Annotated in this window: 18 protein-coding genes; 16 read left to right on the top strand and 2 right to left on the bottom strand. The window is 65.2% G+C overall.

Going from position 1 to position 24,432, the window contains the following annotated elements:
* Positions 1-293: 293 nt before the first annotated feature.
* The gene (aroG, locus tag ACSQ25_RS19050; RefSeq protein WP_436107234.1) at positions 294-1,352 is read left to right on the top strand and encodes a 3-deoxy-7-phosphoheptulonate synthase AroG; all 1,059 of its coding nucleotides are present in this window, start codon (positions 294-296) and stop codon (positions 1,350-1,352) included.
* 246 nt (positions 1,353-1,598) lie between these two features.
* Here aroG and ACSQ25_RS19045 read toward each other — a convergent pair whose 3' ends face one another.
* Positions 1,599-4,466 (bottom strand): TonB-dependent receptor domain-containing protein, encoded by a 2,868-nt coding sequence (locus ACSQ25_RS19045; RefSeq protein ID WP_436107233.1) that lies wholly within the window; start codon positions 4,464-4,466, stop codon positions 1,599-1,601.
* 388 nt (positions 4,467-4,854) lie between these two features.
* Here ACSQ25_RS19045 and ACSQ25_RS19040 point away from each other — a divergent pair, with 388 nt between their 5' ends.
* From ACSQ25_RS19040 to ACSQ25_RS18970, 15 genes are all read left to right on the top strand, one after another.
* Positions 4,855-5,793 (top strand): ABC transporter permease, encoded by a 939-nt coding sequence (locus tag ACSQ25_RS19040; RefSeq protein WP_436107232.1) that lies wholly within the window; start codon positions 4,855-4,857, stop codon positions 5,791-5,793.
* Entirely contained in the window at positions 5,790-6,803 is a 1,014-nt protein-coding gene (locus ACSQ25_RS19035) for an ABC transporter permease (protein WP_436107231.1), read from the top strand. Before ACSQ25_RS19040 ends, ACSQ25_RS19035 begins: the two co-directional genes overlap by 4 nt.
* Entirely contained in the window at positions 6,800-8,491 is a 1,692-nt protein-coding gene (locus ACSQ25_RS19030) for an ABC transporter ATP-binding protein (RefSeq protein WP_436107230.1), read from the top strand. Before ACSQ25_RS19035 ends, ACSQ25_RS19030 begins: the two co-directional genes overlap by 4 nt.
* A 20-nt stretch (positions 8,492-8,511) precedes the next feature.
* Positions 8,512-9,456: a rhodanese-like domain-containing protein gene (locus tag ACSQ25_RS19025; RefSeq protein WP_436107229.1), complete on the top strand. Its 945-nt coding sequence runs from the start codon at positions 8,512-8,514 to the stop codon at positions 9,454-9,456.
* Positions 9,457-9,599: 143 nt separating this feature from the next.
* Positions 9,600-10,610: a glucokinase gene (locus ACSQ25_RS19020; RefSeq protein WP_436107228.1), complete on the top strand. Its 1,011-nt coding sequence runs from the start codon at positions 9,600-9,602 to the stop codon at positions 10,608-10,610.
* Positions 10,611-10,969: 359 nt separating this feature from the next.
* On the top strand, positions 10,970-11,716 hold the full coding sequence (gene scpB / locus ACSQ25_RS19015) for an SMC-Scp complex subunit ScpB (RefSeq protein ID WP_436107227.1): 747 nt from the start codon (positions 10,970-10,972) through the stop codon (positions 11,714-11,716).
* Entirely contained in the window at positions 11,703-13,598 is a 1,896-nt protein-coding gene (gene rluB / locus ACSQ25_RS19010) for a 23S rRNA pseudouridine(2605) synthase RluB (protein ID WP_436107226.1), read from the top strand. Before scpB ends, rluB begins: the two co-directional genes overlap by 14 nt.
* Positions 13,599-13,898: 300 nt before the next feature.
* A complete protein-coding gene (gene rimP, locus ACSQ25_RS19005) occupies positions 13,899-14,387 on the top strand; it encodes a ribosome maturation factor RimP (RefSeq protein ID WP_159696170.1) in 489 nt (162 codons plus the stop codon).
* Positions 14,384-15,949, top strand: coding sequence for a transcription termination factor NusA (nusA, locus tag ACSQ25_RS19000; RefSeq protein ID WP_436107225.1), 1,566 nt, complete (start codon positions 14,384-14,386; stop codon positions 15,947-15,949). Before rimP ends, nusA begins: the two co-directional genes overlap by 4 nt.
* A gap of 46 nt (positions 15,950-15,995) precedes the next feature.
* Positions 15,996-18,848, top strand: a complete 2,853-nt coding sequence (gene infB, locus ACSQ25_RS18995) for a translation initiation factor IF-2 (protein ID WP_436107224.1) — start codon at positions 15,996-15,998, stop codon at positions 18,846-18,848.
* Positions 18,849-19,141: 293 nt separating this feature from the next.
* On the top strand, positions 19,142-19,549 hold the full coding sequence (gene rbfA, locus ACSQ25_RS18990) for a 30S ribosome-binding factor RbfA (RefSeq protein WP_436107223.1): 408 nt from the start codon (positions 19,142-19,144) through the stop codon (positions 19,547-19,549).
* Positions 19,546-20,466, top strand: coding sequence for a tRNA pseudouridine(55) synthase TruB (truB, locus tag ACSQ25_RS18985; protein ID WP_436107222.1), 921 nt, complete (start codon positions 19,546-19,548; stop codon positions 20,464-20,466). Before rbfA ends, truB begins: the two co-directional genes overlap by 4 nt.
* Positions 20,467-20,750: 284 nt before the next feature.
* Entirely contained in the window at positions 20,751-22,583 is a 1,833-nt protein-coding gene (typA, locus tag ACSQ25_RS18980; RefSeq protein ID WP_436107221.1) for a translational GTPase TypA, read from the top strand.
* A gap of 7 nt (positions 22,584-22,590) precedes the next feature.
* Positions 22,591-22,755 (top strand): hypothetical protein, encoded by a 165-nt coding sequence (locus tag ACSQ25_RS18975; RefSeq protein ID WP_436107220.1) that lies wholly within the window; start codon positions 22,591-22,593, stop codon positions 22,753-22,755.
* 84 nt (positions 22,756-22,839) lie between these two features.
* Positions 22,840-23,358, top strand: a complete 519-nt coding sequence (locus ACSQ25_RS18970; RefSeq protein WP_436107219.1) for a porin family protein — start codon at positions 22,840-22,842, stop codon at positions 23,356-23,358.
* Positions 23,359-23,423: 65 nt separating this feature from the next.
* Here the strand turns inward: ACSQ25_RS18970 and ACSQ25_RS18965 are convergent, their stop codons facing one another.
* Complete coding sequence (locus ACSQ25_RS18965; protein ID WP_436107218.1) at positions 23,424-24,431, bottom strand: hypothetical protein; 1,008 nt, start codon at positions 24,429-24,431, stop codon at positions 23,424-23,426.
* Between the last annotated feature and the right edge of the window lies 1 nt (position 24,432).

Below are 24,432 nucleotides of genomic sequence, written 5' to 3'. Positions count from 1 at the left end.
ATCTGGTCGCGGCATTCCGCGTGTCGTGCTGTGCGGATCCCCGAAAATGCCTTGCCAACCGTTACATAATGGCGTTATAGTCAAGCGAACAAGGTCACCAGGCCACCACGGACTTCTCATGCGCCAGCACGTTTTCTTTACCTGCTATTTTTACTTTAGCCATTCCAGCCCCTTGGCGGTGGAGTAGCGGCAGGTTCACGCGACATCAGAACAGTCCGACGCAATCCAGACAAACCGCCAGCGATGGCGGTTTTTTTATTTCCAGCCCCAGCCAACACGATACGGAGTACAGCATGCCTCGCACCGACGATTTACGCATCCGCGAAATGAAGGAACTGACGCCGCCCGCGCACCTGATCCGCGAGTTCCCGGTCACCCCGGCCGCCGAGCAGACCGCCGCCGGCGCGCGCGTGGCACTGCACCGCATCCTGCACGGCCAGGACGACCGCGTGATGGTGGTGGTCGGCCCGTGCTCGATCCACGACCCCAAGGCGGCCCTCGAGTACGCGCGCCGCCTAGCACCGCTGCGCCAGCGCTTCGCCGGCGAGCTTGAGATCGTCATGCGCGTCTACTTCGAGAAGCCGCGCACCACGGTCGGCTGGAAGGGCATGATCAACGATCCCTACATGGACAACAGCTTCCGCATCAATGACGGCCTGCGCATGGCGCGCGAGCTGCTGCGCGACATCAACGAACTGGGCCTGCCGGCCGGTACCGAATTCCTGGACGTGATCAGTCCGCAGTACATCGCCGACCTGATCAGCTGGGGCGCCATCGGGGCGCGCACCACCGAATCGCAGGTGCACCGCGAGCTGGCCTCGGGCCTGTCCTGTCCGGTCGGCTTCAAGAACGGCACCGACGGCAACATCAAGATCGCGGCCGACGCGATCAAGGCGGCCTCGCAGCCGCACCACTTCCTGTCGGTGACCAAGGGCGGACACTCGGCGATCGTGTCGACCGCCGGCAACGAGGACTGCCACATCATCCTGCGCGGCGGCAAGGCCCCGAACTATGACAAGGCCAGCGTGGAAGAGGCCTGCCGCCAGCTGGCGGCCAACGGCCTGGCGAGCCGCCTGATGATCGATGCCTCGCATGCCAACAGCAGCAAGAACCCGCAGAACCAGGTGCCGGTGTGCGCCGACATCGCGTCCCAGATCGCCGCCGGCGACGACCGTATCGTCGGCGTGATGATCGAGTCGCACCTGGTGGGCGGCCGGCAGGACTTGGTGCCGGGCCGCGAGCTCACCTACGGCCAGTCGGTGACGGACGGCTGCATCGACTGGGACACCAGCATCGGCGTGCTGGAAGGGCTGGCGGAAGCTGTGAAGCAGAGGAGGGTGCGGCCGGAGTAAGAACCCGCCGAAGTCGAAGGGGTAAGCTTTCTCGTACTCTGACCGACGTCGTCCCGGCGAAGGCCGGGACCCAAGTTCGCTGCGTCACGTTAGCGGGTAAACGCAAGCGTATGCGGGGCGCGACGGAATTGGATCCCGGCCTGCGCCGGGATGACGTGCTTACGCTATGGGCTCGGTAATACGTAACTAGTACGCAAACAAAAAAACGGCGCACCGAAGTGCGCCGTTTTCATTTGATCCGCCCGATCAGAACTTGGCGGTCAGGTTCAGGAAGATATGACGGCCCATGGCGTCATACACCTGCGGGTAGGTATTGCCGTTGCCGAACACCGCGGCCACGACACCGGTCACCGGCGGATCGCGGTCCAGCGCATTGTTCATGCCCATGCGCAGGGTCACGTTCTTGTTCACCGCCCACTGGCCCACCAGGTCCAGGTAGTCGCGTGCGGCCAGCTTTTCGTCAGCCGGTTCGAACTCGGTTGCCAGCAGCGGGTTGTCGCTGGTGGCGTCGAGCTTGACGCCCTTGATGTGACGCCAGGTCACGCCGACTTCCAGGCCGCGCCATGGGGTGGCCCAGACGGCGCGGATCTTGTGGCGGTACTTCGGCAGCGGCGTGCCGCAGGTGGTGCCGTGCAGGCCTGCGCAGTCGTACTCGCCCGAACCCGGGAAGTCTTCCTGCTTGAACTCGTCGAGGAAGGTGCCGATGTAGGACAGGTCGAGGCCGCCGTACGAGCCCATCTTCCAGCCGTAGTTCGCACCCAGGTCGATACCGCGGGTCGAGCTCATGCCCAGGTTCTGGTTGGTCGCGACGATGCGGCCGGCATTCAGCGCCCACAGGGTGCCGAGACGGTCACGCTGGATCAGGCCGCAGAATTTCGGATCGCCGGTCTGGATACACTGGGTCAGGGTGGTCGACGCCGACAGGCCGCCGATCGTGCCCTCGACCTTCATGTCGAAGGCGTCGATGGTCAGGCTCAGGTTGCGCATCGGGGTCAGCACCAGGCCCAGGGTGTAGGAATCCGATTCCTCCGGTGCCAGGCCGGTGTTGCCGCCGCTGATCTGGTTGTACTGCTGGGCCGGGCTGTCTTCGATGGTGCCGTACTGGGCCGCGGTGACGCCGGTCAGCTGGCACTGGGCCAGGGTGGCCGACGGCTTGGCGCCGGCGCACGGGTCGCTCGACATGCCGAACAGGCTCAGGCCCTGCGGGGTGAACAGCTCGACCACGTTGGCCGCACGCGCCGCGCGCTGGTAGCTGAAGCGGACCTTGGCGGCCTGCACCGGTGCCCATTCGGCGCCGACGCCGTAGGAGTTGGTCTTCTGGCCGGTCGAATAGTCCGACTTGCGATAGGACGCGGTGAGGGTCAGCTGGTCAGCGAAAGGCAGTTTTTCCAGCACCGGGATGCGGGCTTCGGCGTAGTAGTCGCGCACGCTGAACTGGCCGGCCACGCCCAGGGTCGGACCACCCTGGCCGGCGAGGTCGCCGGTTTCGAAGGCGGTGTCGGTGGCCAGGTCGAGCTTCTCGGTGCGGTGTTCCCAGCCGAAGGCCAGGCCGACGCCGCGGCTGGTGGTCGGCAGCTTGATGCCGTACTCGCCGAGGTCGGTCGACAGGTTGATGCCCTGCACGGTCTGCGAGGTGCTGCCCTTCTGGAAGCCCGGGGTCTGCAGGTATTTCAGCGCTTCCGGCGTGACCTTGCCCAGCGACCAGATGTTGTACGGCACGCAGTTGGTATCGGTACCATCGAGCACGCTCTGGCAGACCGGCTGGCCGTTGGCGCCGGTGACGACGTTCAGTGCGCGGCCGATGCGCTGGTTCGAGAAGTCGTTGAAATAGGTTTCCGAGTACAGGACCTTGCCGGCCTGCAGGAAGGCGTCGTAGGTCCAGTTGCCGACGTCGCCCTTGACGCCGATCACGCCGCGGTAGGAGGTGTGGCGCTGGTCGTCCTGGCGGCCGCCGCCTTCCACGTTGCGGCGGAAGATGATGGCGTCAGCGGTGGTGCCTGGGCCGGTCAGGCCGAGGTCGCGGCGCCAGGCCGGGGTCAGGAACGGGTTCTCGAAGCGGATCGCGTTGGCGCCCGAAGCGTCGAAGCCGAACAGGCCCGAAGGGGCGATCTGGGCCACGGTGCTGTCGTCGTGGAAGCTGGCTTCCGTGTACAGGCGCATCTGCTCGGTGATGTCGTAGCGGGCGAAGCTGCTGAAGGTGTAGCGCTCCGACGGGCGGCGGAAGTAGTTCAGCGGACCGTAGTTGTACTGGTCGGTGGCGGCCACGTAGGGACGGGTGTTGCCGTTGGCGTCGGCGACGGTGCGCTGGCCGGCGGCGGTGAAGAAGCGGCCCGGGAAGCTGGTGCCGGAACCGCCGCAGTTGAAGGTATTGCCCGAGCTGAAACCGTCCAGCGAGCAGGACGTGAAGTCGCGCTCGGACTGCAGCAGGGCGTCTTCCTTCTTGTAGCCGAAGAAGGCGACGGCATTGCCGCGGCCGTCGGCGAAGTTACCGCCCAGCAGCAGGTTGGCGTCCTTGATCTTGCCGTCGGCGCTCTTGTCGTCCGGGACCGGGAACTTGCGGCGGTTCGCCGCCTGGGCGGCCGGGCCGCCTTTCTGTTCGTGGTTGTAGAACGCGTAGTTGGTTTCCAGCTGCACGCCCTGGAAGCTGTCGTTCATGATGAAGTTGACGACGCCTGCGACCGCATCCGAGCCGTAGATGGCCGATGCGCCGCCGGTCAGCACTTCGACACGCTTGATCAGCGCCGCAGGAATCTGGTTCAGGTCGGCTGCGGTATTGCGCGGCGAGCCGGCCGGCAGGCGGCGGCCGTTGACCAGCACCAGGGTGCGGTCGGCGCCGAAGTTGCGCAGGTTGACGGTCGCGGTGCCGGACGAGCCGTTCGAGATCGAGCCGCCCTGGTCGGCGAACACCTGGGGCAGGTTGTTCAGCAGGTTTTCGACCGAACGCGTGCCTTCCAGCTTGATGTCCTTGGCGCCGACCACGGTGACCGGGCTGACGCTTTCCAGGTTGGCCGTCGCGATGCGCGAACCGGTCACTTCCACACGCTGCAGGTTCTGGCCTTCGGCTGCCTGGGTTTGCTGCGCGTCCTGCGCATAGGCGGTGGCGGCGAATGCCATGCCCCCTGCGAACATCAATCGAACTGAACGAGAGATTACTGTTTCAACCATCATGTTGAGCTTCCCGGGTTAGCTTCCGTGGCTCTTGTTCTGTAGCTGGCCACGGAGAGGTGTCGATGTCATTGCCGTCCAGGTATAGGAACGGCATCTTTTACTACTGAGCAATAAAAACATTTGCGTACAGACGTTGTCAATTGAATAGTATGTACAAGTCTAAAAAACAACTATTGGCAAAAAATGTCTTTACAAGCATGCGCGTTGTAGTTATGGCACGGAAATAAATTGGAATGGGCCGGGACCGGCATGGCAGGCTGCCAACGCGGCAGAATATGCGCTATCGTTACGCCCTTCGGCCCGCCCGAGCGGCACCGCCCACCTGAGGAGTTCCATGCTTAGCTTTATCGTCCGCCGGCTCTGGCAGATGCTGCCGACCATGCTCGGCGTGGTGCTGCTGGTGTTCCTGCTGTTCAACTGGGTCGGCGGCGATCCGGCCTACCTGCTGGCCGGGAAGATGGCCGATACCGCCGCCATCGAGAACATCCGGCGCCAGCTCGGCACCGACCAGCCCTATCCGGTGCAGCTGTGGATCTTCGTCCAGCAAATCCTGACTTTCGATTTCGGCAATGCCTGGAGCACGGGGGAGCCGGTGTCGCAGATCATCGCCAGCCGCCTCGGGCCCTCGCTGACGGTGCTGGTGCCGCTCACCATCCTGGAAACCGTGCTGGGCATCGCGCTGGCGCTGGCGATCGCCTTCGTGCGCGGCTCGCTGACCGACCGTGCCGTGATGGTCGCCTGCACGGTCGGCATGTCGATCTCGATCCTGGTCTACATCATCGTGTTCCAGTACGTGTTCGCCTACAAGCTCGGCCTGTTCCCGGTGCAGGGCTGGGGCGACAGCCTGGGCCAGAACCTGCTGCGCTATGCGCTGCTGCCGATCATCATCGGCCTGGCGGTCTCGATCGCGCCGACCCTGCGCCTCTACCGCAGCTTCGTGCTGGACGAAGTAGGGCAGGACTACGTGCGCACCGCGCGCGCCAAGGGCCTGCCGGAACGGCGCGTGGTCTGGGTACACGTGCTGCGCAATGCCGCGATCCCGATCATCACCCACGTCATGGCCAACCTGCCGGCGCTGCTGATCGGGGCTTTCCTGCTCGAGCGCTTCTTCGGCATCCCCGGCATCGGACGCGAAGTCATCCTGGCCGTCGAACGCAGCGACTTCCCGGTGATCAAGGCGATCACCGTGTATGTCGCCGCCGCGACCATGGTGTTCAACCTGCTGGCCGACCTGCTGTACCAGGCGGTGGACCCGAGGGTGCAGCTGAAATGACGACGTCGACGATGCAATCCCCGGGCCTGTGGGCGCTGGCCTGGCGCCGCCTGCGCGCCGACCGCGTCGCCATGGGCGCGCTGGCGGTGGTGGCGGCTTTCCTGCTGATGCTGCTGCTGTCCTTTGCCGGCCTGGTGGCCGGCGACTGGGAAGACGAGGTGGCGGTCAACTACGCGCCGCCGGCCTTCATCGGCGCGGATGCCGGTACCCGCGCGCTGGCCGCAGCAGGGCTGCCGCGCGAGACGCCGCCGAACGCCTTCGACCCGCTGGCGGCCGAACTGGCCATACTGAAGGCCCAGGTCCGCGCCAGCCATCCGCCGGTGGCGAAGGCGACCACGCTGCCTTTCGGGGCCGACAAATGGGGCCACGACGTCGTCAAGAAGACCATCAAGGGCGGCGAGACCTCGATCGTGGTCGGCCTGGTGGCGGCCTTCGTGGCGGTGGCGCTGGGCACCCTGTTCGGGGCGCTGTCGGGCTTCTATGGCGGCCTGGTCGACGACCTGTTCAACTGGTTCTACAGCATCTTCACCTCGATTCCCTCGATCCTGATGATCCTGACCGTGGCCGCGGTGCTGCAGCAGAAAGGGGTGACGACCATCGTGCTGATCCTCGGCCTGACCGGCTGGACCGGGCCCTATCGCCTGATGCGCGCCGAGTACATCAAGCACAAGGCGCGCGAATACGTGATGGCGGCCGATGCCATCGGCGCCTCCAGCTGGCGCCGGATGTTCGGCCATATCCTGCCCAACGTCTCGCACGTGGCCCTGGTGCAGATGTCGATCCTGGTGGTCGGCTTCATCAAGGCCGAGGTGATCCTGTCCTTCCTGGGCTTCGGCGTGCCGGTCGGCGTGGTGTCCTGGGGCAGCATGCTGAACGAGGCGCAGAATGAACTCATCCTGGGCAAATGGTGGCAGCTGGCGGCCGCAGCCAGCGCGATGGCGCTGCTGGTGACGGCCTTTTCCCTGTTCGCGGACGCCCTGCGCGACGCCCTCGACCCGAAGCTCAAATGACGGACAGCACCCAGAACCTGCTCGAGGTACGCGACCTGCGCATCTCCTTCCGCGTCGACAAGAAGAGCAGCGTCGAAGCGGTCAAGGGCGTCTCCTTCGACGTGCCCAGGAACAGCACGGTGGCCCTGGTGGGCGAGTCCGGCAGCGGCAAGTCGGTCAGTTCCCTGGCCGTGATGGGCCTGCTGCCGCTAGATACCACCATCGTCCATCCCGGCTCCAGCGCACGCTTCGGAGGGCGCGAGCTGTTCGGCCTGCCCCTTGCGGAGCGGCGCAAGCTGTGCGGCAAGGACATCGCGATGATCTTCCAGGAGCCGATGTCCTCGCTCAATCCCGTGTTCACGGTCGGCTACCAGGTGGGCGAGGTGCTGCGCCGGCACATGGGCATGAGCGTGAAGCAGGCGCGGGCGCGCACCCTCGAATTGCTGGCCGAGGTCGGGATTCCCGACCCCGCAGCCAGGATCGATGCCTACCCGAGCCAGATGTCGGGCGGCCAGCAGCAGCGCGTGATGATCGCGATGGCGATCGCCTGCGAGCCGAAGCTGCTGATCGCGGACGAGCCGACCACGGCGCTCGACGTGACCATCCAGAAGCAGATCATGGAACTGATCGCGCGCCTGCAGAAAAAACACCAGATGGCGGTGCTGTTCATCACCCACGACCTCGGGCTGGTGGGCGAGATCGCCGACCGCGTGATCGTGATGCGCCATGGCGAGGTGCGCGAAGAAGGCGAGGCCGCGCAGGTGTTCGGCGCACCCGCCGACGCGTATACCCGAGCCCTGCTGCATTGCCGTCCGAAGCTGGACGAACGGCCGCTGCGCCTGCCCGTCATCGACGACTACCTGAGCGGGAAATTCTCGCCTGAACAGCAACTGCCGCAGCGCACGCGCGGCACGGCGCCCGGCGACGAGCCGGTGCTGGTGGTGCGCAATCTCGCCAAAAGCTTCTGGCTGCGCGACGGACTGTTTAAAAAGCGCGAGTTCAAGGCGGTCAAGGACGTGTCCTTCACCCTGGCGCGCGGCAAGACACTGGGCGTGGTGGGCGAATCCGGTTCGGGCAAGACCACGGTCGGCCTGACCCTGCTGCGCCTGCACCGCGCGACCGGCGGCAGCGCGCTGTTCGAGGGCCGCGACCTGCTTGGCATGTCCGACCGCGACTACCAGGCCTACAAGCGGCGCATCCAGATCATCTTCCAGAATCCCTATGCCTCGCTGAATCCGCGCTTCACGGTGGGCCAGATCCTGCTCGAGCCGATTCGCATCCACCGCATCGGCGCCAACGACGCCGAGCGGGTCGAGATGGCGCAGCAGCTGCTCAGGCGCGTCGGCCTGCCGGAGCAGGCCTTCCACCGCTATCCGCACGAGTTTTCCGGCGGCCAGCGCCAGCGCATCGCGATCGCGCGCTGCCTGACCATGAAGCCGGAGATCCTGGTCTGCGACGAATCGGTGTCGGCGCTCGACGTGTCGGTGCAGGCCCAGGTACTGAACCTGCTGCAGGACCTGCAGGACGAATACGGCATGAGCTACATCTTCATCTCGCACGACCTGTCGGTGGTGAAGTACATCGCCGACCAGGTGATGGTGATGCACCATGGGAGCGTGGTCGAGATGGCGGATTCGGACGAGCTGTATCGCAATCCGCAGCACGACTATACGCGCAGCCTGCTGGCGGCGATTCCGCGCGGCGCGTAAAAGTCCGCTACACTACAGCGATGCCCCAGCTCGTCGACCTGCTCCAGACCTACGGTGTGCTGATCGTGTTCGGCATCGTCCTTGTCGAACAGTTCGGCCTGCCCATTCCCGCCTTCCCGATCCTGATCGTGGCCGGCGCGCTGTCGGTCGACGGCACGCTCAGCTGGGAACTGTGCCTGGCGTCCGCGGTGGGCGCCTGCCTCATCTGCGACATGTTCTGGTTCCGCGCCGGGCGCTTCTACGGCAAGCGCATCCTGCGGCTGCTCTGCAAGATCTCGCTGTCGCCCGATTCCTGCGTCAACCAGACCGAGGACCGCTTCCGCCGTTTCGGCGCCAAGTCGCTGCTGGTGTCGAAATTCGTCCCTGGCTTCAATACCATCGCCGCGCCCCTGTCGGGCGCCATCGGGACCCGGCCGCGCCAGTTCATCGCCTATTCAGGCACCGGCGCGGCGCTGTGGAGCGGCACCGGCATCCTGCTCGGCATCCTGTTCCATGACGGCGTCGAAGAGCTGCTCGGCTGGCTCGAGACCATGGGCGGCACCGCGCTGTCGGTGCTGGCCACGATGCTGGTGCTGTTCATCGCCGTCAAATACGTCGAGCGGCGCCGCCACCGCGCCCGCAGCGCGGTGCCGCGCATCGAGATCGCCGAGCTGAAGGCGCTGATCGACGGCGGCCACGACCCGGTCCTGATCGACGCGCGCAGCCTGACGGCCCAGGAACTCGAAGCGGCGATTCCCGGCGCTGTGGTATTCCAGTCCTGCGTGCCGGACCAGCTGATGGCCACCCTCGACAAGGACCGCCACATCGTCGTCTACTGCAGCTGCCCGAACGACGTCACCGCCGCCGAGGTGGCCAAGCAGTTCCTGGCCAACGGCTTCCACCGCGCGCGGCCCCTGCGCGGCGGGCTGGACGCCTGGAATGCCCAGCGCGGGGCCGATCCGGAACTCGCACCGGCAGCGTGCTGAGGTAGTTCGACTACTTCATATGCCCCCAGCCTATGCGGTAGTCATAGTGGTTGGAGCGACACCTTGTACCTAAACTACAAAATTCACTTGTAAGACTACTACAAAGTTTAGTAAGCTTGGTCATCGCTTCCTTATTAGCTGCAATGACCGCCTCTCCTTCCAGCCTCGTACCCGATCCGTCCACCCATGCCGGCGTCCGCCTGCTCGCCGACATCGGCGGCACCAATGCCCGTTTTGCGCTGGAAACCGGGCCGAGCCGCTTCGAGGCCATCGAGGTGCTGTCCTGCCAGGAGCATGCGAGCCTGGCCGACGCCGTGCGTGCCTACCTGGCGCTGCCCCAGGTAGCCGGCCTCGGCCAGGGCATCCGCCATGCAGCCATCGCGATCGCCAACCCGGTCACCGGCGACCAGGTGCGCATGACCAACCACCACTGGGCCTTCTCGATCGAGGCGCTGCGCCTCGAGTGCGGCTTCGACACCTTGGTGGTGGTCAACGATTTCACGGCGCTGGCACGCTCGCTGCCGCACTTGGGCGAGCACAAGCGCCAGGTCGGCGGCGGCGCTCCCGAGCCCGATGCGCCGCTCGGCCTGCTGGGCGCCGGCACCGGCCTCGGCGTATCGGGCCTGATCCCCTTCGGCCCGGCCTGGGCGGCACTGCGCAGCGAAGGCGGGCACGTCGGCTTCTCGCCGGTCAACGACACCGAAATCGCCATTCTTCAATATGCCTGGCGCGAATTCGAGCACGTCTCCTGCGAGCGCCTGCTGTCCGGCGCCGGCGTGGAACTGATTTATCGTGCGCTGAGCGACCGTGCCGGCCGTCCCGACAGCCTGGCCGCGCCCGAGATCTCGCGCCGCGCGCTGAGCGGCGAGTGCGCGCTCTGCGACGAGGTGCTGGAAGTTTTCTGCGGCATGCTCGGCACCGCCGCCGGCAACCTGGCCATCACCCTCGGCGCCCAGGGAGGCGTCTACATCGGCGGCGGCATCGTGCCGCGCCTGGGCGAGCGTTTCGTCAACTCGTCGTTCCGCCGCCGCTTCGAGCAGAAGGGGCGCTTCAGCGCCTACCTGGCCCAGGTCCCGACCTATGTGATCACGGCCGACTACCCGGCCTTCCTCGGCGTGTCGGCGATTCTGTCGGAAAAACTGTCCGCCGCTTGATCAAACTGGCCATTTGTGCACGGCTCTTGCCGTCGCCTTGTCCGTTCCCGTGTTTTATCGGTTACAATGGCCCTTAGTTGTCAGGAACGCTGACCTTATTCGTTCGGCTCCAGCGGTTCACGAGCCCCGCGTTTCACCTGAAAGACCAACAGCTATCGCCCGCCTGGCACGCGGGCAGCCGTGACGGGCGCCAAGCCTGTCACCTTAGTCAGCCCGGCGCATTCCGGCCCGGGCCACGGATTCCAGAATCTTGCGCAGCATCTCGCACCGCGGCCGGTATCGGCTCCGTGGCTGGCTTCCGCCAAATCGGTTTTGTTTTGATTTCTTGCATACGATTCGAAGCGTGACGACACCGCGACATGAATACTGACGAGGCCAAGCGCGTCCTCGAGACCGCCTTGCTGTGCGCGCGCGAGCCGATGACGATCCACGGCATGAAGAAGCTGTTCGCCGAGATCGACGCCAACGGGCGCCAGCTGAATGCCGGCGTCGGTAGCGACACGATCAAGATCTTGCTGGAAGAATTGCGCCAGGACTGGCAGGGGCGCGGCATCGAAATCGTCAGCCTGGCATCCGGCTGGCGCTTCCAGAGCCGGCCCGAGATGAAGCCCTATCTCGACCGCCTGTCGCCCGAGAAGCCGCCGAAGTATTCGCGCGCGACGCTGGAAACGCTGGCGATCATCGCCTACCGCCAGCCGGTCACGCGCGGCGACATCGAGGAAATCCGCGGCGTGGCCGTGAACTCGCAGACGATCAAGCTGCTGGAAGACCGCGGCTGGATCGACGTGGTCGGCCACCGCGAAGTGGTGGGGCGCCCGGCGCTGCTGGGCACCACCAAGGAATTCCTCGACGACCTGGGCCTGGCGTCGCTGTCGCAACTGCCGCCGCTGCAGGCGGTCAGCGACGGGCCGGACAGCCGCAGCCTCGAGGCGCTGGAAGCGGCGCTGAACGACAACTTTGACAGGGCGGACGCCGCGGCGCACGCCACCGAGACAGATACCGAGACGGGTACTACGCCCGTCGACGTCCCCATTCTTGACCAGGAGACGGCAATCGCCGCTGGGCCGGGTCAGCACAATAAAGATACGAACGATGAACCCAACTGAACCGAACGAGAAGCCCGTCGAGGCTGAAGGCGCTCCCGCCAAACCGAAGCGTACCCGCAAGCCGGCAGCTGCCGCAGCCGCGCCGGATGCCGCACCCGTGAGCGCGGAGCCGGCTGCCGCCGCGAAACCGAAGCGCACCCGTAAGCCTGTCGCTGCTGCCGAGCCCGCAGCCGAGGCGCCCGCAGCCGAGCCCGCAGCCAAGCCGGCGCGCAAGCCGCGCGCACCCAAGGCCGCTCCGGTGGAAGCCGCGCCGGCCGTCGCCGAAGCCCCGGCCCCGGCTGCTGAAGCCGCCGCCGCGCCGGAAGGCGAGCAGCGCAAGCCGCGCGGCCCGCGCCAGATGCGCGAGAAGCGCCAGGTACGCGAAGCCCTGCAGCAGGAGCAGGCCGCCGCCCAGGCGCCGGCCGAAGCAGTGCCGGCCCAGGCTCCGGTCCAGGCCGACGGCGAACAGCCGCAGCCTGAAGCCCGGCGCGAAGGGCGTGGCCGCAACCAGCCGCGCAACAAGCAGAATCCGCACGGCCTGCAGAGCCAGCGTCCCCAGCAGGGCCAGCAGGCCGGCAAGCAGCAGGGCAAGCCGGGCAAGTCCGGCAAGCAGCAGGGCAAGCCTCAGCAGGGCGGCAAGGGCAATGACGCCGACGCCGTGTTCTCCTTCGTGACCTCGGACGACTTCGACGCCAACGAAGGCGGCCGCGGCAAGGGGCAAGCCAAGCCGGTGCGCCGCGACCTGACCGCCGACGACGACGCGCCGAAGCTGCACAAGGTGCTGGCCGAGGCCGGCCTGGGTTCGCGCCGCGACATGGAAGAACTGATCATCGCCGGCCGCGTGTCGGTGAATGGCGAGCCGGCCCACATCGGCCAGCGCATCCTGCCGACCGATGCCGTGCGCATCAACGGCAAGCTGATCCAGCGTAGGGTGAACAACAGCAAGCCGCCGCGCGTGCTGGTGTACCACAAGCCGGCCGGCGAGATCGTCAGCCACGACGATCCGGAAGGCCGTCCGTCCGTGTTCGACCGCCTGCCGACCATGAAGACCGGCAAGTGGCTGGCCGTGGGCCGCCTCGACTTCAACACCGAGGGCCTGCTGCTGTTCACGACCTCGGGCGACCTCGCCAACCGCCTCATGCACCCGCGTTACAACATCGACCGCGAATACGCGGTGCGTACCCTGGGCGAGCTGGAAGAAGGCATGCGCCAGAAGCTGCTGGCCGGCGTCGAACTGGACGACGGCCTGGCCTCGTTCTCGAAGGTCCAGGACGGCGGCGGCGAAGGCATCAACAAGTGGTACCGCGTGGTCATCGGCGAAGGCCGCAACCGCGAAGTGCGCCGCATGTTCGAGGCGGTCGGCCTGACCGTCTCGCGCCTGATCCGTACCCGCTACGGCGCCATGACCCTGCCGACCGGCCTCAAGCGCGGCCGCTGGGAAGAGCTGGAAGAAAACGACGTGCGCGCCCTGATGGCCGCCTTCGGCGTCGAAAAGAAGGGTGGCGAGGCCCCCAAGGGCAAGGGCGGCAAGCCGCAGCGCGACGATAAGCTGCGCACCGACGGCAACCGCATCGACCGCGCCGACGCCAACCGCAACGTGGATCCGTACGGACCGCCGGTGGTGCGTGCCGGCGTTCCGCGCCAGGGTGGCCAGGGCCAGGGCGGTTTCGCCGGCGGCCGTCCGCAAGGGCAGGGCGCCAAGGGTGCTGCGGGCGGCAAGGGCCGCGGCGGCAACAACGCCGGCGGCTTTGGCGGCGGCAAGGGTGGCGCCAGCAGCCGTCCGAAGCAGCCTGATCCGCTGCAGACGACCTTCGGCTTTGCCGGCACCGGCGGTGGGCGCCGCGGCGGCCAGGGACCGCGCGGTTCCGAGCACGGCCTGCCGCGCCGCGGACGCCGCGGTTGATCCCGCCCGGCGGGAAATTTCCGAGTCGCCGGGCACGCGATGCTGCAATGCCGTAGAATGCAGCCCATGCCCCTTTATGGTCATCCTGCCAACTGTTGCTTTTTGCTCTAGTCGCCCTCCAATTTTGGCCCGGCGATTGCGGGAGAAGCAGGATCACTGTATAATTTGCAGCCTAATCAAAGTTCTTCCCAGTATTTTCTTGGTGCAAGTGCTTTCATCTGGTTGGGTTGTGAATACAAAAAGATGGGCAGATGCCCATTTTTTTTTTGGTAAATCGATTTCGAGTCCTGGAGAAGTGCCGTGCAGCAGTTTGAACTCATCGCCAAAACAGTCAGTGGCCTCGGCTACGAACTCGTGGACGTCGAACGGGGCGAGCGCGGCATCCTGCGCGTGTATATCGATTTCCCCGCTGACGTCGTGGAAGAGAAGGGCCTGATCACGGTCGAGGACTGCGCAACGGTCAGCCACCAGTTGACGCACGTGTTCACCGTCGAGAATGTGGATTACGAACGGCTGGAAGTATCGTCGCCGGGCCTCGATCGCCCGGTGCGGACCCTGGCCGACTTTGCGCGCTTTGCCGGACATGAATGCACGGTGAAGCTGCGCGTCGCCATGCCGGGCACCGCGAACCGGAAAACCTTTACCGGTATCCTGCGCGGCGTCGAGGGCGACAAGGTCGGTCTGGAATTTGATAATAAAGATGGCGCAGCGTTGTTGGAATTTACGCTGGCCGAATTGGACAAGGCACGTTTGGTGCCACAGGTGGATTTTAGGAGTCGCAAAGCATGAGTCGCGAAATTTTATTGCTGGTGGATGCGCTCGCGCGCGAAAAGAACGTCGATAAGGAAGTGGTCTTCGGAGCGCTCGAGTTCGCGCTCGCGCAAGCCACCAAAAAACGCTATGAAGGCGAGGTCGACATTCGCGTGAGCATCGACCGCGACACCGGCGAGTTCGAGACCTTCCGCCGCTGGCACGTCGTTCCCGACGAAGCCGGCCTGCAGCTGCCCGACCAGGAAATCCTGCACTTCGAAGCCAAGGAACAGATTCCGGACATCGAAGTCGACGAATACATCGAAGACCCGATCGAATCGGTCGAATTCGGCCGCCGCTTCGCCCAGGACACCAAGCAGGTCGTGCTGCAGCGCGTGCGCGATGCCGAACGCGAGCAGATCCTGCAAGACTTCCTCGAGCGCGGCGATTCGCTGGTCACCGGCACCATCAAGCGCATGGAGCGCGGCGATGCCATCGTGGAATCGGGCAAGATCGAAGCGCGCCTGCCGCGCGACCAGATGATCCCGAAGGAAAACCTGCGCATCGGCGACCGCGTCCGTGCCTACATCCTGCGCGTGGACCGCAATATGCGCGGCCCGCAGGTGATCCTGTCGCGCACCGCGCCGGAATTCATCATGAAGCTGTTCGAGCTGGAAGTGCCTGAGATCGAACAAGGTCTGCTGCAGATCAAATCGGCTGCCCGTGACGCCGGCGTGCGCGCCAAGATCGCGGTGTTCACCGCCGACAAGCGCATCGACCCGATCGGTACCTGCGTCGGCATGCGCGGTTCGCGCGTGCAGGCCGTGACCGGCGAGCTGGGCGGCGAGCGCGTCGACATCGTGCTGTGGTCGGACGATCCGGCCCAGTTCGTCATCGGCGCCCTGGCCCCGGCCAATGTCTCGTCGATCATGGTCGATGAAGACAAGCACGCCATGGACGTGGTGGTCGACGAAGAGAACCTGGCGATCGCGATCGGCCGTTCGGGCCAGAACGTGCGCCTGGCGTCGGAACTGACCGGCTGGAAGATCAACATCATGACGGCCGAGGAATCGGCCAACAAGGTGGCCCAGGAAACCGCCGCGATCCGCGTGCTGTTCATGGAAAAACTGGACGTCGACCAGGAAGTGGCCGACATCCTGGTGGATGAGGGCTTCTCGAGCCTTGAAGAAATCGCTTACGTCCCGATCTCCGAAATGCTGGAAATCGAGTCGTTCGACGAAGACACCGTCAACGAACTGCGCACCCGCGCTCGTGACGCGCTGGTGACCGAAGCGATCGCTTCCGAAGAAGGCCTCGAAGGGATGGAAGAAGCCCTCGTGACCCTGGAAGGCATGGACCGCGGCACCGCCGGCAAGCTCGGCCTGGCTGGGATCAAGACGGTCGAAGCCTTCGCGGCACTCGCTTACGACGAATTCGGCGCCATCCTGGCCCTGTCGTCGGACCGTGCCCGCGACCTGATCAAGAACGAATTTAATGATGTGACCGACGAAGAGATGAAGCTGGTCGACAGCAAATACGATGACCGCGCCAAGGCGCTGCAGGCGAAAGCCTGGAGCCTGGCAGAAACGGCCAAGGCGTAATTTGCAAATCTTTATCATCTCAGCGACACATAGAAAAGAGGACTGAATGGCGAGTAACAACGTAGCCCAATTTGCCACCGAACTGAAGATGCCTGCAGACCTGCTGCTGACACAGCTGCGCTCGGCCGGCGTCGAAAAAAGTTCGACGTCAGATCCCTTGTCGAAAGATGATAAGGACAAGCTGCTGAACCATCTGCGCCGTACCCACGGCGCCGCCGAAACCGGCGAGAAGAAGAAGATCACGGTCACCCGCAAGGAAACCACCGAGATCAAGCAGGCCGACGCCAGCGGCAAATCGCGCACCATCCAGGTCGAAGTCCGCAAGAAGCGCACCTTCGTGCAGCGCGACGACCTGGTCACCACCCCGAAGGTGGAAGCAGCACCCGTGATCGATGCCGCCGAGCAGGCGCGCCGCGAGGAAGAGTCGCGCCGCCAGGCCGAGCTGATCGCCCGCCAGGAAGCGGACCTGCGTGAAAAGCAGGAACGTCTGGCCAAGCTCGAAGCGGAAGAGGCCGCCCAGGCCAAGGCTGCTGAAGATCAGGCCAAGCGTGACGCCGCCGAGAAAGCCAAGCGCGAAGCGGCCGAAGCCGCTGCCGCCGCGAAGGCCGCCGCTGCTGCCCAGGCGCCTGCGTCGCCGGCGTCGGCTGCTGCCGAAGAAGCCGCGCAGACCGCTGCTGCCGAAGCCAAGAAGCGTGCAGAAGAAGCCGCCAAGGAAGCGGCCGAACGTGCTGCCGCTACCGAGCGCGCACGCAAGGCCGTGGCCGACGAAGTGGCCCAGATCAAGCTCATGATGAGCCAGCCGCGCCGCGTCATCAAGGCGCCGGAGCCGGTCGCCAAGCCGGCTGCACCGGCCGCACCGGCCGGCACCCTGCACAAGCCTGCGGCCAGCGCCGACAAGAAGCCCGCGGATGCGAAAGCGGGCGACAAGAAGCCGGGCGACAAGAAGTCGATCAAGTCGGCCAATGTCTCCTCGACCTGGTCGGACGACGCCAAGAAGCGCGGCGCGCCGAGCGGCCCGAAAGGCCGTGGCGGCCCGGGCGCGAGTACCGGCCGTGACGGCTGGCGCAGCGGTGGCCGCAGTGGCGGACGCCGTTCGCACAGCGATGACCGCGAAACCAATTTCCAGGCGCCGACCGAGGCGATCGTCAAGGACGTGCACGTGCCGGAAACCATCACCGTGGCCGAACTGGCCCACAAGATGTCGGTGAAGGCGTCGGAAGTCATCAAGCAGCTGATGAAGCTGGGCCAGATGTGCACCATCAACCAGGTGCTGGACCAGGAAACCGCGATGATCCTGGTGGAAGAGATGGGCCACAAGGCCTTCGCTGCCGCCGAGGATGATCCGGAAGCGCTGCTGGCCGACCAGGGCGAGCACGCCGAGTTCGAAGCGACCTCGCGCGCCCCGGTGGTCACCGTCATGGGTCACGTCGACCACGGCAAGACCTCGCTGCTGGACTACATCCGCCGCGCGAAAGTGGCTGCGGGCGAAGCCGGCGGCATTACCCAGCACATCGGTGCATACCACGTGGACACCCCGCGCGGCATGATCACCTTCCTGGATACCCCGGGTCACGAAGCCTTCACGGCAATGCGTGCCCGCGGCGCGAAAGCGACCGACATCGTCATCCTGGTGGTGGCGGCGGACGACGGCGTGATGCCGCAGACCAAGGAAGCGATCGCCCACGCGAAAGCCGCCGGCGTGCCGCTGGTGGTGGCAATCAACAAGATCGACAAGCCGGGCGCCAACACCGACCGCGTCACCCAGGAACTGGTGGCCGAGGGTGTGGTGCCGGAAGAATACGGTGGCGATTCGCCGTTCGTCCCGGTGTCGGCCAAGATCGGTACCGGTATCGACGACCTGCTGGAGCAAGTCCTGCTGCAGGCCGAAGTGCTGGAACTGACCGCACCGGCCGAAGCACCGGCGCGTGGCCTGGTGGTCGAAGCCCGCCTCGACAAGGGCCGCGGTCCGGTGGCGACCATCCTGGTGCAGTCGGGTACCCTCAAGCGCGGCGACGTCGTGCTGGCGGGCTCTTCCTTCGGCCGCGTCCGTGCGATGCTCGATGAAAACGGCAAGCCGGTCAGCACCGCGGGTCCGTCGATCCCGGTCGAGATCCAGGGCCTGACCGAAGTGCCGAGCGCCGGTGAAGAAGTCATGGTCATGGCCGACGAGCGCAAGGCGCGTGAAATCGCCCTGTTCCGTCAAGGCAAGTTCCGCGACGTCAAACTGGCGAAGCAGCAGGCCGCCAAGCTGGAGAACATGTTCGACCAGATGGCCGAAGGCGAAGTCAAGAACCTGCCGCTCATCGTCAAGACCGACGTGCAGGGTTCGCAGGAAGCGCTGGTCGGCTCGCTGCAGAAGCTGTCGACTTCGGAAGTGCGTGTCCAGATCGTCCACGCGGCGGTCGGCGGCATCACCGAATCGGACGTCAACCTGGCGGTCGCGTCGAAGGCAGTCATCATCGGCTTCAACGCCCGTGCCGACGCCCAGGCGCGCAAGCTGGCCGAAGCCAATGGCGTCGACATCCGTTACTACAGCATCATTTACGATGCGATCGACGAGATCAAGACGGCACTGTCGGGCATGCTGGCGCCGGAGAAGCGCGAGACCATCACCGGCCAGGTCGAGATTCGCCAGGTCATCCTGGTGTCGAAAGTCGGCGCGATCGCGGGCTGCCTGGTCACCGATGGCGTGGTCAAGCGTACCTCCTCGGTCCGCCTGCTGCGCAACAACATCGTCGTGTGGACCGGCGAGATCGACTCGCTCAAGCGCTTCAAGGACGATGCGAAAGAAGTGCGTGCCGGCCTCGAGTGCGGCCTGTCGCTGAAGAACATGAACGAAATCCAGGTCGGCGACGTCCTGGAAGTGTTCGAAGTCACCGAAGTGGCGCGTACGCTGTAATTTCGACATTGGGCGTACCATGAGGGCCAGGACGCTTCGCGGCAATGCCGCGAGGGGCCTGGCCCTTGTTTTTAGGGCGGCCGCCGGAAGTAAGGATCGGCCCGCGACCCTTGAGTCGTCGTTCCGGCGAAGGCCGGAACCCAATTTTGTGCCGCAGCCACTGTCGTCGAACGTAGTTGGTATGCATGAAAAATTGGATCCCGGCCTGCGCCGGGATGACGGTGCTGAATGTGGTGGTAAATAAAGATGCCGCGGCAGTTCAGCTAACTAGCAAAGAACAACACAGCAACATCATGGCAAAACACAGCAAAAGCATCCCCCAGCGCGGCCTGCGCGTCGCCGACCAGATCCAGAAAGACTTGTCGGAACTGATCGCCTTCGAACTCAAGGATCCGCGCGTCGGCATGGTCACCATCAGCGAAGTCAAGCTGACGCCCGACTACGCCCACGCCAAGGTCTACTTCACCCTGCTGAAGGACAGCCCGGAAGAAGTCAAGCAGACCCTCGAAGGCCTGTCGAAGGCGGCCGGCTACCTGCGCAACCTGCTCGGCAAGCGCCTGCACATCCATACGCTGCCGCAGCTGCACTTCGTGCACGACACCTCGACCACGCGCGGCCTCGCCATGTCGGCCCTGATCGATCAGGCCAATGCGGTGCGCGCCGCCGATTTCGGCCAGGACGAAGATTCGGATTCCGAGTGAACGCACGTCCGCCCAAGAAGCCGCGCGACCCGGTCGACGGCGTCCTCCTGCTCGACAAGCCGGTCGGCCTGTCCTCGAACGACGCCCTGCTCAAGGCCAAGCGCGTGCTGAATGCCAAGAAGGCCGGCCACACCGGCACCCTCGATCCCTTCGCCACCGGCCTGCTGCCACTCTGCTTCGGCGAAGCGACGAAGTTCTCGCAAGACTTGCTGGAAGCCGACAAGACCTATGAAGCCACGGTCCACCTCGGCATCATGACCACCACCGGCGACACCGAAGGGGAGACCATCGAGCAGCGCGAGGTCGAGGTCACGCGCGAGCAGATCGAAGCCGTGCTGGCGCGCTTCCGCGGCCCCATCTTCCAGGTTCCGCCCATGTATTCCGCGCTCAAACGCGACGGCAAGGCCCTGTACGAATATGCGCGCGAAGGCATCGTGCTCGAGCGCGAGGCGCGCCCGGTGACGATCCACGGCCTGTCGCTGGTCGATTACGCGGCCCCTTTCCTGAAGATCCTGGTGACCTGCAGCAAGGGCACCTATGTGCGCGTGCTGGGCGAGGACATCGGCGCCGCGCTCGGCTGCGGCGCGCACCTGAACGCGCTGCGGCGCGTGCAGGTGGGCGCCTTGTCGACCGACAGGATGATCTCGCTGGAAGACCTGCAGGCCCATCCCGATCCGCTGTCGCTGCTGGCCCCGGTCGATGCGCTGCTGTCGAGCTTTCCGTCGGTCGAGCTCACGCCCGAGCTGGCAAAGCGCTTCCTGAACGGCCAGCGCCTGGCGCTCGGCAAGGAGACCGTGCAGGTGCCGGGCGAGCTGGGCAGGGTCCGCGTCTACCACGAGGGCAAGCTGCTCGGGACGGCGAACCTGCAGGAATATGCGATCCTGGCGCCGGAACGCCTGGTCGCCGCCCAGCAATAGATAGTTGCGTCTGCCGGCCTTGAAAACCGGCGGACCGCCCCCATCTTGCCTGAATCCGGAAGTGGCGGCCCCTGGCTGCCCGGCGGCGTCCGGACGTCATCAACCTTCAATATTCCGCCGCTATACTGGGCGCGCCCGGCTGTTCGTCGAAATACCTTGTCTTTCCCGCCCGCTGCAGCGCAGCAAGGGCGATAACCGTGCTATAGTAGCGGGTTACGGAAATCGGCAAGTTCAATCGACCTCGCTGCCTTCATCCATCACGCAACATTCACTGTTGAAAATACATGTCAGACACCAAACGCGCGATTCGTAATATCGCAATCATCGCCCACGTTGACCACGGCAAAACCACCCTGGTGGACCAGCTGCTGCGCCAATCCGGCACCTTCCGTGAAAACCAGGCGGTCGACACCCGCGTGATGGACTCGAACGATCTCGAAAAAGAACGCGGCATCACGATTCTGTCGAAGAACTGCGCGGTCGAGTACGAAGGCACCCACATCAACATCGTCGACACCCCGGGCCACGCCGACTTCGGCGGTGAGGTCGAGCGCGTGCTGTCGATGGTGGACTCGGTGCTGCTGCTGGTCGATGCCCAGGAAGGCCCGATGCCGCAGACCCGCTTCGTGACCCGCAAGGCGCTGGCCCTGGGCCTGAAGCCGATCGTCGTCGTCAACAAGGTCGACCGTCCAGGCGCGCGCCCGGACTGGGCGATCAACCAGACCTTCGAACTGTTCGACAAGCTGGGTGCGAACGACGAGCAGCTCGACTTCCCGATCGTCTACGCCTCGGGCCTGAACGGCTATGCCGGCATGGACGAGAGCGTGCGCAGCGGCGACATGAAGCCGCTGTTCGATGCCATCCTGAAATACGTGCCGGTGCGTGACGACAACCCGGACGGCCCGCTGCAGATGCAGATCACCTCGCTGGACTACTCGTCCTACGTGGGCAAGATCGGCATCGGCCGCGTCAACCGCGGCCGCGTCAAGACCGGCCAGGACGTCATCATCCTGAACGGCCCTGACTCGACCCCGATCAAGGGCCGCATCAACCAGGTGCTGAACTTCAAGGGCCTGGAGCGCGTGCTGGTCGACGAAGCCGTCGCCGGCGACATCTGCCTGATCAACGGTATCGAAGACATCGGCATCGGTTCGACCGTCTGCGCCGTGGATACCCCGGAAGCCCTGCCGATGCTGACCGTCGACGAGCCGACCCTGACCATGAACTTCATGGTCAACAGCTCGCCGCTGGCCGGCCGCGAAGGCAAGTTCGTCACCAGCCGCCAGCTGCGCGAGCGTCTCGAGCGCGAACTGAAGGCCAACGTCGCACTGCGCGTCTCGCCGACTGACGACGACACCGTGTTCGAAGTCTCGGGCCGCGGCGAACTGCACCTGACGATTCTGCTGGAAAACATGCGTCGCGAAGGCTTCGAGCTGGCCGTGTCGCGTCCGCGCGTCGTGTACAAGATGGTCGATGGCGTGCGCCACGAGCCGTACGAGAACCTGACCGTCGACGTGGAAGAAGTCAACCAGGGCGGCGTGATGGAAGAACTGGGCCGCCGCCGCGGCGACCTGCAGAACATGGAATCGGACGGCAAGGGCCGCGTCCGTCTCGAATACCTGATCCCGGCGCGTGGCCTGATCGGCTTCCAGGGCGAATTCATGACCCTGACCCGCGGTACCGGCCTGATGAGCCACGTGTTCCACGAATACGCTCCGGTCGACAACAGCAAGGGTGAACTGGCCGGCCGCCGTAACGGCGTGCTGATCTCGCAAGACGACGGCGCCGCCGTGGCCTACGCGATCTGGAAGCTGCAGGACCGCGGCCGCATGTTCGTGTCGCACAACGACCCGGTGTACGAAGGCATGATCATCGGCATCCACTCGCGCGACAACGACCTGGTCGTCAACCCGATCAAGGGCAAGCAGCTGACCAACGTGCGTTCGTCGGGTACCGACGAAGCCGTGCGCCTGGTGCCGCCGATCCAGATGTCGCTGGAATACGCTGTCGAGTTCATCGAGGACGACGAGCTGGTCGAGATCACGCCGAAGTCGATCCGCCTGCGCAAGCGCTTCCTGAAGGAACACGAGCGCAAGAAGGCAAGCCGCGAAGCGTAATCGCTGCATGGCTGAACAAGAAACCCGCTGCTTGCAGCGGGTTTTTTTATTGTCAGAAGCATTTGTTGCGTCCGCTGCGCTCTCGCGTATCGTCGGTCATCTGGCGCACATAAGTGCAGATCTGGTCTTCATTTTGCATCTTGTTACAGTTCTTACCGGCTTTGGGCTGTGAACATCCGGCAAGGTTTGCTATTGTGACTACATCGCGATTCGTTGTGAATTGCGGGCCAGATGAAGATTATTGAAGGGAGTTCGCATGAAAAAGCTGATGATTGCACTGATCGCCACCGCCGCCGTTGCAGGCACCGCCCAAGCCCAGACCGCCGGTCGCGGCTACGTCGGCACCGCCGTCGTGAGCGCGAAGAACACCACCGTCGACGCCCACAAGGCTGACGGCAAGCTGTTCGCCGGCTACCAGTTCGACGAGCGTCTCGGTGTCGAGGCCGGCTGGACCAACCATCACAAGACCGATTTCGGCGTGCGCGGCAGCACCGAAGGCTATGGCACCTACGTGGCCGCCAAGTACACGCTGCCGATCAACGAGCAGGTATCGGCCTACGGCAAGGTGGGTCTGTCGCACAACGAGCGCAAGCTCAGCAACGACCTGGGCCAGCGTTTCAAGGATGACGATACCGGCGGCTACGGCGGTGTGGGCGTCGAGTACAAGCTGAACCAGAATGTGGCGCTGCAGGCGGAATACGAGCGCTACGGCAAGAGCAAGGCTTATGGCGCCAAGCCGGACGTCGTCAGCGTGGGTCTGAAATACGGCTTCTAAACTGCACACGCAATAAAAAAGCTCCCATCGCGCATCGCGCGGTGGGAGCTTTTTTCATGAAGGGATCAGCGCAGTCCGAGCAGGGCCTGCACGCGGTCGCGGCTGACGCCGACCAGTGCGGAGGTGATCGCCAGCAGGGATTGATAGTCGTGGCCGGCAGCCGTGGAGGCGAAGTCGCCAGTGACGACTGCCAGTTCCGCTTCCGGCAGCGGTGCGTCCGGCGTACGCACCATGGCGGCGCTCAGCGCGGCACTGGCCGCTTCCTGGGCGCGGCGCACCCGGGCCAGGGCCTGCACCACTTCGCGCAGGCTCTGGCGCAGGGCGTCGGGGTTACCGATATTCCATTGTTCCGGCGCGAGGCCGGCCGGGTCTTCCGCCACGTCCACGCGGCCGCGGCCCGAGATGGCGATGGCATCCTTCATGCCGGCCCACTCGGCTTCCGGCGCGCTGAACACCAGCTGCTGCTGGTTGTCGAGCGCTACACGGACGTTCACCGGCGACAGGGTACGGTCGAGGCGGGCGGCGATTTCTTCCGGCGTCATGCCCGCTTCGATGGTGGCGGTCAGCTGCGGTCCGCCGCTGCTGCCGACCGAGAAGGCATAGGTCTGCTGGCCCGCGGACTGCAGCGCGGCCAGGTCGAAGCCGCGGATGCGGAAGCGCGTCATGGCGGGCTGGCCGTCCCTGAAACCGAGCTGGGCGTCGACGCCGCCGCCGGCCTGCTTGCGGCGTGATTCCAGCGCGCTGGCGAGCTGCTGCGAACGGGCTTCGATCTGGCGCGCCGGGTCGCTGCGGCCGGTGATCTTGGCGCTCAGGTCGGCCTTCAGCGCTTCCAGTTGCGAGGCGACGCGTTCCAGGTAGTCGATCGCCTGTTGTGCACGCGCGACATCGCCTTGCAGGCGGGTGTCCCACTTGATGCCGCGCTGGAGGGGGGCAGTATTCGGGGCGACCCGGGTGACGGTGCGGCTGTCGGCGTCGAGCGGCTTGACCGCGGTGGCGCGCGCCGCCGCGGTCGAGGCCGCCGCAGCGGCATTGCCGACCGAGGAAGTGGCCGGGGTGGCCGACGAATTGTTCAAA

Source organism: Massilia sp. LjRoot122 (assembly GCF_964252725.1).
In the GTDB taxonomy this organism is placed as follows: domain Bacteria; phylum Pseudomonadota; class Gammaproteobacteria; order Burkholderiales; family Burkholderiaceae_D; genus Telluria.
This window is presented reverse-complemented; position numbering and strand designations above follow the sequence as displayed.

Coding starts and splice junctions, on each gene's coding strand:
- ACSQ25_RS18975 (WP_436107220.1), top strand. CDS start 22,591: ATGGCTGAACAAGAAACCCGCTGCTTGCAGCGGGTTTTTTTATTGTCA.
- infB (WP_436107224.1), top strand. CDS start 15,996: ATGGCGAGTAACAACGTAGCCCAATTTGCCACCGAACTGAAGATGCCT.
- typA (WP_436107221.1), top strand. CDS start 20,751: ATGTCAGACACCAAACGCGCGATTCGTAATATCGCAATCATCGCCCAC.
- aroG (WP_436107234.1), top strand. CDS start 294: ATGCCTCGCACCGACGATTTACGCATCCGCGAAATGAAGGAACTGACG.
- ACSQ25_RS19025 (WP_436107229.1), top strand. CDS start 8,512: ATGCCCCAGCTCGTCGACCTGCTCCAGACCTACGGTGTGCTGATCGTG.
- ACSQ25_RS19020 (WP_436107228.1), top strand. CDS start 9,600: ATGACCGCCTCTCCTTCCAGCCTCGTACCCGATCCGTCCACCCATGCC.
- ACSQ25_RS19040 (WP_436107232.1), top strand. CDS start 4,855: ATGCTTAGCTTTATCGTCCGCCGGCTCTGGCAGATGCTGCCGACCATG.
- ACSQ25_RS18970 (WP_436107219.1), top strand. CDS start 22,840: ATGAAAAAGCTGATGATTGCACTGATCGCCACCGCCGCCGTTGCAGGC.
- ACSQ25_RS19030 (WP_436107230.1), top strand. CDS start 6,800: ATGACGGACAGCACCCAGAACCTGCTCGAGGTACGCGACCTGCGCATC.
- nusA (WP_436107225.1), top strand. CDS start 14,384: ATGAGTCGCGAAATTTTATTGCTGGTGGATGCGCTCGCGCGCGAAAAG.
- rbfA (WP_436107223.1), top strand. CDS start 19,142: ATGGCAAAACACAGCAAAAGCATCCCCCAGCGCGGCCTGCGCGTCGCC.
- ACSQ25_RS19045 (WP_436107233.1), bottom strand. CDS start 4,466: ATGGCATTCGCCGCCACCGCCTATGCGCAGGACGCGCAGCAAACCCAG.
- rluB (WP_436107226.1), top strand. CDS start 11,703: ATGAACCCAACTGAACCGAACGAGAAGCCCGTCGAGGCTGAAGGCGCT.
- scpB (WP_436107227.1), top strand. CDS start 10,970: ATGAATACTGACGAGGCCAAGCGCGTCCTCGAGACCGCCTTGCTGTGC.
- ACSQ25_RS19035 (WP_436107231.1), top strand. CDS start 5,790: ATGACGACGTCGACGATGCAATCCCCGGGCCTGTGGGCGCTGGCCTGG.